This is a genomic window from Thermococcus sp., assembly GCF_015521605.1.
Classification (GTDB): Archaea; Methanobacteriota_B; Thermococci; order Thermococcales; family Thermococcaceae; genus Thermococcus.
The window spans coordinates 25,408-34,175 of the sequence record NZ_WANV01000001.1 but is presented as its reverse complement, the minus strand read 5'-3'; the positions used below and the strand labels follow the sequence as shown (position 1 = coordinate 34,175).

Sequence of the window (8,768 nt, the reverse complement as noted above, 5' to 3'; positions counted from 1 at the left end):
CCATGAAGAAAATTTTGGCCCTCGGTATGCTGGGGCTGATGATCGCGGCGGCCTTTGCACTAGGCACTAGCGCAACCTTCAGGGACTACGAGGCTCAGAGAAGCGTCCATATCAGTGTCGTTTCAGACGATAATGAGCTCATCGACCTGACGCCGGTTCAGCCCTACGCGTACCTTAACGATGGGGGGCAACTTGTTATTGACTTCTCAGCGGACAACCCGAACTGGCCTGGCTGGGAAAATGAGAGCTGGTGGGTATGGGACGAAGAGCAGAACATGTCGATCCCAGCAAAGGGACTCGGTATCAGCCCGAAGTCAAGATACAACTTTGACCACGTGTTCAACGTCAGCAACCACCTCTGGGAGAACGAGTACATTGTTGTTAGAGTGACTTCAAGCAACAACAACATCAAGTTCTACAACCCCACCAAGGACGGAGACGGCATGTGGAGGATGTACAAGACCGATGGTAACGGCGCTGCATACAGCTCGGACAGCGCTAAAGTGGATGTCTGCTTCTACCTAGCACCTGGCGAGGCCCTGGGAATCGGCATGGAGTTGGCCGGACCCGACGACGTCAACGATGGCGACCTCTACGGAGTCATAACCATTGAGGCATACCCAGTTGGAGAAGCACCGTTTGAGTGCAACGCAGGGGGCGGACCGCAATGAGAAAAATACTAGGGATGTTCATACTGATAGCGGGAATACTCATAGCCGTTACGGCCAGCAGTGCGCACTTCGCGTACTTTGAGGCCAGCAGAGACGTCCATGTGGCCGTTGTCCCTGACGACGTCGAGTTCATTGATCTGGTTCCCCTTCAGCAGTATGCCTTCATAGACGATGACGGCACCCTTGTTGTTGACCTGAGCACTGGCAACAGCAACTGGATGGAAGGCTTTGGTATGGGTGTGAGCCCGAACAGCACATACGTTTTCAAGGGAGTTTTCGGCGTGAGCAACGACCTTTGGGAGGACATGCCCATCTGTGTTCACATTCAGTACTCGGCAAGCGAGTATGAAGGCGCCGGTGGCAACATACTGTTCTTCACTGGTGACTACACGGGACAGCCGGGAGCAACTGCGTTGACTTTCACCGTGATGCCCGGTGACATGGTAGAGATTGGAATGATCCTTGACAGCACCGACATGGTTGACGGCGACATGTTCGACGGAAAGCTCTCAATAACCGCCTACGCGGGAGCCTGCCCTGAGGTAGACTGAATAGAATGGTTTCATTTCGGAGCATTTGCTCCTTTCCATAAATTATTATGAGGGGGAAAAGAATGGGAACAAGAACCAAAATTATGACTGGAGTTGGACTGGCGATTCTATTGATAATAGGGATTGGCACGATATATCCCGGTGATGCCATACCGGTGGTTGTATACGGTGTTCCCGATGGAGCCGGCATTCCCATTGAGACCCCCCTCCCGCCTTACGCTTACCTGAGTGACGGGTTTTTGAGGGTTGAAATAAGCGACCAGAGTCCCCTCTACCCGGGCTACGGGAAGGGACTCAGCAAGGACAGCGTTTACACCTTCAACAGGATTTTCACCGTGGAAAATAACGAGAGCGAAACCGGCTTCCCTGTGATATGCGTTCTGATATCCTCAAACTCAGAGAACATCGGATTTTTTGAAAGTAACTTCAGCGGCAACTGGAGCAGTGAACTCAGGGTAGAAATTCAGGCAAACCAGAGCGTTGACGTAGGGATGCGCTTCGATACCCACGGGCTAGAACTCGGGGACTACGAGACGAGCATTGTAATAACCGCTCAGGGGGGCGGTTGTGAATGAATAAAATAATCGAATACGGAATTCTTGCGTTCGTTGGGATAATTCTCATCGGCTCACTTCTTGGGGTTCTTATGGACAGGCCAGTTTTCATCTCGTACGCGTACTCCAGCAGCATGTCGCCCACCATAGACAAGGGAGACGTGTTTTTCATAAACCCGTTTGCGCGCAATCCGCAGGTTGGGGACATAGTCGTGTTTAACGCCGGTGGAACATGGACCGTTCACAGGGTAGTGGGAATAGTGGAGGCGGGATATCTCACGAGAGGAGACAACAACATAGCAACCGACCAGCAGAGCAGAAACACACCCCCAATAACAGAGGGGCAGATAGGTGGCAAGGTTATAGCCATAAACGGAAACCCCATAACCGTGCCTAAATTGGGACTGTACCTGAACGATGCCAACTTATCGGATCAAGGAAAAATGATCATAGCAGGCCTGCTGGTGATTTTTGGTGTCTTTGCATTCACCGGGGGGGAGAAGGAAAAAAGGAAACGGGGAAAACGGTTCATTCGTATCAAGTTCAAGACCCTCTACCTACTATCGGCCGTTCTCCTTCTGGTCATGGTTTCGGCCGCGACCTTTGTATCCTGGCAGATGTTCCCAATTGAATACGCAGTAACATCCGCTGGAGGTGTACGAGAAGGGTGGTATCTGCCCGGGGAGAGCTTTGAGCAGGAGATATCCCTCCAGAACAAGAACTTTTATCCGATGTACTACTACATCTCCGCGAGTTCGCCCGATATTGATTACATAACCGAGACCCAGTTTGAACTCAGTAAAGGGGAGGAGAAGAGCATAGTGGTGGGTGTAACCGCCCCAAAAAGAACCTCAATATACGTGGCCAAGGTCAGGATAAACGCGTACATGCCCCTGCTCCCGAAGTCCGTGATCACGTACCTGTACGGTATCAACCCGGTTATGCCTCTCCTCGCCATTCTGGTAGAACTTTCCCTGTTCCTTGGGGCGTTCTACGTAATCTCAGGCATCGGAAACGAGGATGTTCTTAGAATCAAGAGAAGGAGAACTTCCTTCCGTAGAGGGATATCGGAGGTGTTTAGGATATGAAAGCTCTGTTCTCAATTATTATAACGTTCGCACTGGCATCGCTGATTCTCGTAGGCTCCAGTGGAACCTTTGTAAACTTTGAAGCATCGAGGGAAGTCAAAGTTGCCGTTGTTCCCCACGATAAGGAGTACCTCGGCTTTGACTGTGAAGACGGCTATGCCGCAGTTGTTGAGGTCAGCCCGTACAGCGAGACTGACTTTGATGCACTGACGGTAAGAAACTACCTGAACGAGATGAAGGACGTATGGATATCGCTCGACCCGGACTACTCCGACCTTCCGGGCAACGCGGAGGTGTTCATAGAAACCGAAGACGGCGCCGAGCGGATGATAGCTTCGGGGGATGAGTACACGTTTACCGGCCACGTGAACGTAAGCGATGTCGCACCGGGAGAGTACGTAATCCCGATTGAAATGCACGCCCGGTGGAATGGCGGAGACGCCGTTGTGGAGACCTGCCCAATAAAAATCGTCGTGACGGGCGATCCAACCATAGAAAAGATACTCCTCCACGGCAACACCAGCGGAATACCCCTGAAAACGTACCAGGAATGGGTCTTCCAGATACTGGTGACAAACCCAACCGACGATGACCTCACCATGACTATAACCGACACCATCCCTGCGGAGTTCAACGTGAGCCTGGGTGGAACCAGCGCAAGTGCCGGCACGTACAGGTTCTGGGCAGCGAACGACGGCAACCAGTGCGGAGGGCACTGTGGAGGGGGACATGGCGGAAATGACGCCCAGCCGGCCACGAAGATGGAGTGGAACGTGACCGTTCCAGCGGGGGGGAGCGTCCACATGAACATTACAGTGTTCACCCGGCTGAACCCCGGAGGGCAGCAGGAGTTTACCTCGTGCGGCGAGTACAACCTGAACGAAGGGGCGACCATAGTCCAGTACGGTATAACCAGCAACGCACTCGTGGTGAGCGTGGATTGCTGCGATAACCACGATGGATGCTGCCAAGAGAATGATGAATGCGAATGTAACCACGACCACGGTTCCAATCATGAAAACGGCACAGGAGAATGTGAAGGATGAAGAAGGAAAAGTTGATTAGGTTTATGAGGAGAAAGGAAGTCCTGGGAGTATTCCTGGTGCTCTTCCTAGTGTTCGGATTTTATTCCGTGAAGCTCATGAGCGCAAGCCCATACGTAGTGAACACCCAGACCCTTGGAACGTTTAAGGAAGAGGGACAGCTGAAGCATGCAGCTTATCTCAAGTCCAACGAGATTTACGGGTACATGGTCTTTAGGGACGAATACCCCATATCCCTCGTTGACAGGTTCCTGCTGACGTACACATACCATTCAAACCCACCGCTCAGCACCGGCACGTACGAGGTAACAGGAAAGATCGTGTACTACGTTAACAAAGGCAGTGAAGAGGTCATTATGTGGGAGGACACACTCTTTGACAAAAAGGGCAAGCTCCAAGAAGGCGGATTCACGGCGGAGTACACACTCGACATGGAGAAACTCGATGATATGAGCTCAGAAGTATCCAAGGAACTCGGGATTAAGAGGCTTAACAGAAGGATAATCATAACTACAAAAGTCTCTGGAACAGGCGAAGTAAATGGAAAGAAGATAAACGAGAGCTTTGACCACGAAGTTGAACTCATCAGGGACAGCGGGGCAGGGCTCTACTACTTCACCGAGGCAAAGAAGATCTCAAGAAAAACCCTGACAACGACGACCAGGGAAGAAGTCAGCGCTAGTGTCCTGGGAGTAACCAGCGACCTCGATACGGCAAAGGTAGTTACCACACTGCTGGCATTTCTGATGCTGATACCCATCGTGGGCTACGTTTACACCTCAAGGCCTCCGAAGGATGAGCTGGCCAAGATAAGGCCGTATATAGTCAAAGGCGCACCCGGGCCTGTCCAGAGGAGGGTCGTCCTGAAGACCCCCAGGGATTTGGAGACGACCTTCGAGCTTGTGGACAAGCCAATACTCCACTACATAGACGGTGAGGACGAGGTCTTCGCCATAATAGACGACGGGATATCATACGAGTACCGGAAGCCACTGCCCCCGGAAGGGGATGAGGCCAGCTGAGGGCCCTCCCCTTCCCCCTCCTGCTTTTCTGATTTTCATAACCAACAACTTTAAAAGCCCTATCCGAAAGGCTAACCTAGAAGTTCTACAAGAGGTAAGAGGTGGTTAGAGATGAACCCGTTCCACGAGCTTGAGCCCGGACCGGAGGTTCCAGAGGTCGTTTACGCTCTCATAGAGATTCCGAAGGGGAGCAGGAACAAGTACGAGCTCGACAAGAAGACCGGCTTACTTAAGCTCGACCGCGTCCTTTACAGCCCGTTCTTCTACCCGGTCGACTACGGAATAATCCCCCAGACCTGGTACGACGACGGCGACCCCTTCGACATCATGGTCATCATGCGCGAGCCGGTTTACCCGCTCACCATCATTGAGGCGAGGCCAATAGGCATTATGAAGATGGAGGACTCCGGAGACAAGGACTGGAAGGTCATCGCCGTCCCGGTTGAGGACCCGTACTTCAACGACTGGAAGGACATCGACGACGTCCCTAAGGCCTTCCTCGACGAGATAGCCCACTTCTTCCAGAGGTACAAGGAGCTTCAAGGAAAGACCACCACCGTTGAGGGATGGGGCAACGCCGAGGAGGCCAAGAGGGAGATACTCAGGGCAATAGAGATGTACAAGGAGAAGTTCGGCAAGAAGGAGTGATTTTCTCTTTCTATTCCTTACCGCGAGGGAGGTAAAGGCATGTACAAGCTCCTGAAGATTAAGGACGTTGTGAGGATTCCGCCCAGGATGTTCACGATGGACCCCAAGGAGGCCGCAAAGCTGGTCCTCCGTGAGACCTACGAGGGAATATACGACCGTGACGAGGGCGTTATTCTGGCTGTGATGGACGTTGAGGAAATTGGACAGGGGGTCATCGTGCCCGGAGACGGTGCGACCTATCACGAGGTTGTCTTTGACGTCCTCGTCTGGAAGCCCGAGATGCACGAGGTTGTCGAGGGCGAGGTAATCGATGTAGCTCCCTACGGCGCCTTCATAAGGATAGGCCCGATGGACGGTCTCGTCCACATCAGCCAGCTCATGGATGACTACGTCGTCTTCGACGAGAAGAACAAGCAGTTCCTCGGTAAGGAGACCAAGAGAATCCTCAAGCTCGGGGACGAGGTTAGGGCAAGGGTCATCGCCATAAGTATCAAGAGCAGGGTGATCAGAGAGAACAAGATAGGCCTCACGATGCGTCAGCCCGGTCTCGGAAAGAGGGACTGGATAGAGAAGGAGAAGCGCAAGGAGGCTGAGGCATGACAAAGGAGAGGGCATGCCGGCACTGCCACTACATAACTACCGAAGACCGCTGCCCAGTCTGCGGCAGCAGGGACCTCAGCGATGAGTGGTTCGACCTCGTCATAATCACCGAGCCAGAGAAGTCGATGATAGCCCAGAAGCTGGGGGTTAAAGTCCCCGGCAAATACGCCATAAGGGTCAGATGATGCTGTTCGTACTCACTCCTGAACTCAGGAGGGAGCTGAAGGCTCCCCTCGGTGAGCTCGTGGAGGGCGAGATCCCCGAGCCCTACAGAATGATTAGGGGAGAGCTTGAAAAGGCGAGGCATGTTGTTACAGTCGGTGACGTTGTCACCGAAAACGTCCTCAGGCTCGGGATAAAGCCGAGCGTGGCAATATATGACCACAAAACGAAACGCCGGGAGTACAACCCAGATATCGAGACCGGTGCGGTGGTGATGACCGTTCAGAACCCCGCCGGAACAATAACGAAAGCTTTATTAAACGCAATCAGAAAGGGCTTTGGACTGGCCGAGAGGGGCCGGAGGGTTTACATAAAGGTGTGTGGAGAGGAAGACCTGGCGGCCATTCCGGCCGTGCTCTACGCCCCCTACGGGAGCATCGTGCTCTACGGCCAGCCGGACGAGGGAGTAGTGCTTATAAGGGTAACACCCGAATGCAAGCTCAAGTGCGGGAAGCTCATGTCGAAGATGGAGGTGGTTCGCGATGGAGATTAAGGTTACCGAAATAAGGGAGAACAAGCTCCTCGGGAGAAAGGAGATATACTTCGATGTCATCCACGAGGGGGAACCAACGCCGAGCAGGGCCGACGTCAAGGGCAAGCTCGTTGCCATGCTCGACCTCAACCCGGAGACGGTGGTCATCCAGTACATAAGGAGCTACTTCGGTAGCAGGGTTTCCAAGGGCTACGCCAAGGCCTACGAGAGCAAGGAAAGGATGCTCTACATCGAGCCGGAATACGTCCTCATAAGGGACGGAATAATCGCAAAGGAGGAGGAGTGAAATGGGGCAGAAGTGGAAGATGTACGAGGTCCAGGGCGGTAAGGTCAGGAGGAAGAACAAGTTCTGCCCGCGCTGTGGTCCGGGCGTCTTCATGGCCGAGCACAAGGACCGCTGGAGCTGCGGAAGGTGCGGCTACACCGAGTGGAAGAGGAAGTGATTTTCTTTTCTCTTCACTAAAATTACAATCAATTTCTTGGCCTGGCAATTCCTAAACCGCTGAACTCTGTAGGACTCTTCTGGATAAAACAGAAGAAAAGAGAAAATCAGCCTATGGCCGCCTGAACGGCCAGGTCGGCCCTGACTATTCCGTAGCCGTAGTATATGTCCCATCCGGGGTCGCCAAGGTCGTCCGCCGTCGAGTGGAGGATTCCCCTGACGGTGGTTGTGCCCATATCATCGAAGGTTCCAACTGGGAGAACCTTGCCGTACTTGTTGTAGTACGCGGCCTGGATGAGGGCAACGACGCCGCTGACGTGCGGGGTGGCCATTGAGGTTCCGCTGAGGGTCTCGTAGGTGTCGTCCGGGTAGGTGCTCAGTATGTCAACACCCGGGGCGCTGACCTCGGGCTGGAGGTTGCTGAAGTAGGCTATGGCGTCTGTTGAGTCGGTGGCACCAACGGCTATGACCTCCGGGTAGATGGCCGGGTAGCTCGGCTGGTCGGCGGCCTCATTACCGCTGGCGGCAACGATGACGACACCGTAGTTGTAGGCCTGGATAATCATGTCGTGGAGGTACTGGTCGTCGCTCGGTCCGCCGAGGGACATGCTTATTACCTCTGCGGCGTCGTCATCCGGGTCACCGACGATTATCCCATCCCCGTCCTTGTCGAGTATTCCATCGGGGCCGAGTAGTGCCTGCTCTATTCCGATGGCTATGTCGGTGTAAGTACCGCTCCCCCTGTCGTCGAGAACTTTTATTGCGTAAATCTCAACGTTCGGAGCAACACCAACGACTCCAATGTCGTTGTTAAGGGCGGCTATGGTTCCTATAACGTGGGTTCCGTGGCCGTTACCATCGTACCAGTCGGCAGGATCAGTGCTGACAACGCCATCCAGGGTACTGACACCCCAGACTATGTTCGCAGCAATGTCCGGGTGATCCCAGTCGGCGCCTGTGTCAAGGACTGCAACCTCAATGACGCCGTTGCTTGAGCCGTCGGTTATGCTCCATGTGTCGGGAGCCCTAACGCGTTCGATACCCCACGGAACAGTCTGAGCCGGCTGGGTGGGTTCACTGATGAGCCATGGCGGCCCTCCCCTGTAAACCTGAGCCATGTGGTCGTACTCAACCTCGGTGACACCATCGAGCTTGGCGAGCTTGCCGACCGCGTTGGCCGGAATGTCGATGACGACTGCATCAATCAGCTTGAACTCATAGACTATTTTGCCCCCTATACCTTTGACGGCCTCACCCTTGAACTGCCCCCTATCGATGTGTGCCACTACCCTTACCGTATCAGAACCCTGTGCCGCTACGGGAACCACGGACAGAGCACTAAGCACCAAAAGAGCCATCACAGCCCCTGCAACGGCCCTGTAGTCCATTTCAATACACCTCCAGACCAAGTTGTGCATACATGCCTGAATGATA

The 8,768-nt window shown here is 53.7% G+C and carries 13 protein-coding genes; 12 read left to right on the top strand and 1 reads right to left on the bottom strand.

Annotated elements, in window-relative coordinates; genetic code table 11:
* Positions 1-2: 2 nt before the first annotated feature.
* The 12 genes from F7C11_RS00185 (at position 3) to F7C11_RS00130 (ending at position 7,335) form a co-directional block, all read left to right on the top strand.
* Positions 3-671: a DUF1102 domain-containing protein gene (locus tag F7C11_RS00185; RefSeq protein ID WP_297089766.1), complete on the top strand. Its 669-nt coding sequence runs from the start codon at positions 3-5 to the stop codon at positions 669-671.
* Positions 668-1,222, top strand: a complete 555-nt coding sequence (locus F7C11_RS00180; protein WP_297089764.1) for a DUF1102 domain-containing protein — start codon at positions 668-670, stop codon at positions 1,220-1,222. The genes F7C11_RS00185 and F7C11_RS00180 overlap by 4 nt, the downstream gene beginning before the upstream one ends.
* A gap of 62 nt (positions 1,223-1,284) precedes the next feature.
* Entirely contained in the window at positions 1,285-1,797 is a 513-nt protein-coding gene (locus F7C11_RS00175) for a DUF1102 domain-containing protein (protein WP_297089761.1), read from the top strand.
* Complete coding sequence (locus F7C11_RS00170) at positions 1,794-2,864, top strand: signal peptidase I (protein ID WP_297089759.1); 1,071 nt, start codon at positions 1,794-1,796, stop codon at positions 2,862-2,864. The genes F7C11_RS00175 and F7C11_RS00170 overlap by 4 nt, the downstream gene beginning before the upstream one ends.
* On the top strand, positions 2,861-3,910 hold the full coding sequence (locus F7C11_RS00165; RefSeq protein ID WP_297089758.1) for a hypothetical protein: 1,050 nt from the start codon (positions 2,861-2,863) through the stop codon (positions 3,908-3,910). The genes F7C11_RS00170 and F7C11_RS00165 overlap by 4 nt, the downstream gene beginning before the upstream one ends.
* Positions 3,911-3,933: 23 nt before the next feature.
* Complete coding sequence (locus F7C11_RS00160) at positions 3,934-4,929, top strand: DUF5305 family protein (RefSeq protein WP_297089756.1); 996 nt, start codon at positions 3,934-3,936, stop codon at positions 4,927-4,929.
* Positions 4,930-5,040: 111 nt separating this feature from the next.
* Positions 5,041-5,577, top strand: a complete 537-nt coding sequence (locus tag F7C11_RS00155) for an inorganic diphosphatase (protein WP_297089754.1) — start codon at positions 5,041-5,043, stop codon at positions 5,575-5,577.
* A gap of 39 nt (positions 5,578-5,616) precedes the next feature.
* A complete protein-coding gene (locus tag F7C11_RS00150) occupies positions 5,617-6,177 on the top strand; it encodes a DNA-directed RNA polymerase (RefSeq protein WP_297089752.1) in 561 nt (186 codons plus the stop codon).
* Positions 6,174-6,362 carry a transcription elongation factor subunit Spt4 gene (gene spt4, locus F7C11_RS00145; protein ID WP_297089751.1) on the top strand — a complete coding sequence of 63 codons (189 nt, stop codon included), beginning with the start codon at positions 6,174-6,176 and terminating at the stop codon, positions 6,360-6,362. The genes F7C11_RS00150 and spt4 overlap by 4 nt, the downstream gene beginning before the upstream one ends.
* On the top strand, positions 6,359-6,892 hold the full coding sequence (locus tag F7C11_RS00140) for a GTP-dependent dephospho-CoA kinase (RefSeq protein WP_297089749.1): 534 nt from the start codon (positions 6,359-6,361) through the stop codon (positions 6,890-6,892). Before spt4 ends, F7C11_RS00140 begins: the two co-directional genes overlap by 4 nt.
* Positions 6,882-7,178, top strand: coding sequence for a 30S ribosomal protein S24e (locus F7C11_RS00135; RefSeq protein WP_297089747.1), 297 nt, complete (start codon positions 6,882-6,884; stop codon positions 7,176-7,178). Before F7C11_RS00140 ends, F7C11_RS00135 begins: the two co-directional genes overlap by 11 nt.
* A 1-nt stretch (position 7,179) precedes the next feature.
* Positions 7,180-7,335: a 30S ribosomal protein S27ae gene (locus F7C11_RS00130; RefSeq protein WP_055429196.1), complete on the top strand. Its 156-nt coding sequence runs from the start codon at positions 7,180-7,182 to the stop codon at positions 7,333-7,335.
* A gap of 106 nt (positions 7,336-7,441) precedes the next feature.
* Here the strand turns inward: F7C11_RS00130 and F7C11_RS00125 are convergent, their stop codons facing one another.
* Positions 7,442-8,722, bottom strand: coding sequence for a S8 family peptidase (locus F7C11_RS00125; protein ID WP_297089742.1), 1,281 nt, complete (start codon positions 8,720-8,722; stop codon positions 7,442-7,444).
* Between the last annotated feature and the right edge of the window lie 46 nt (positions 8,723-8,768).

Coding starts and splice junctions, on each gene's coding strand:
- spt4 (WP_297089751.1), top strand. CDS start 6,174: ATGACAAAGGAGAGGGCATGCCGGCACTGCCACTACATAACTACCGAA.
- F7C11_RS00160 (WP_297089756.1), top strand. CDS start 3,934: ATGAGGAGAAAGGAAGTCCTGGGAGTATTCCTGGTGCTCTTCCTAGTG.
- F7C11_RS00140 (WP_297089749.1), top strand. CDS start 6,359: ATGATGCTGTTCGTACTCACTCCTGAACTCAGGAGGGAGCTGAAGGCT.
- F7C11_RS00125 (WP_297089742.1), bottom strand. CDS start 8,722: ATGGACTACAGGGCCGTTGCAGGGGCTGTGATGGCTCTTTTGGTGCTT.
- F7C11_RS00180 (WP_297089764.1), top strand. CDS start 668: ATGAGAAAAATACTAGGGATGTTCATACTGATAGCGGGAATACTCATA.
- F7C11_RS00135 (WP_297089747.1), top strand. CDS start 6,882: ATGGAGATTAAGGTTACCGAAATAAGGGAGAACAAGCTCCTCGGGAGA.
- F7C11_RS00155 (WP_297089754.1), top strand. CDS start 5,041: ATGAACCCGTTCCACGAGCTTGAGCCCGGACCGGAGGTTCCAGAGGTC.
- F7C11_RS00130 (WP_055429196.1), top strand. CDS start 7,180: ATGGGGCAGAAGTGGAAGATGTACGAGGTCCAGGGCGGTAAGGTCAGG.
- F7C11_RS00175 (WP_297089761.1), top strand. CDS start 1,285: ATGGGAACAAGAACCAAAATTATGACTGGAGTTGGACTGGCGATTCTA.
- F7C11_RS00150 (WP_297089752.1), top strand. CDS start 5,617: ATGTACAAGCTCCTGAAGATTAAGGACGTTGTGAGGATTCCGCCCAGG.
- F7C11_RS00170 (WP_297089759.1), top strand. CDS start 1,794: ATGAATAAAATAATCGAATACGGAATTCTTGCGTTCGTTGGGATAATT.
- F7C11_RS00165 (WP_297089758.1), top strand. CDS start 2,861: ATGAAAGCTCTGTTCTCAATTATTATAACGTTCGCACTGGCATCGCTG.
- F7C11_RS00185 (WP_297089766.1), top strand. CDS start 3: ATGAAGAAAATTTTGGCCCTCGGTATGCTGGGGCTGATGATCGCGGCG.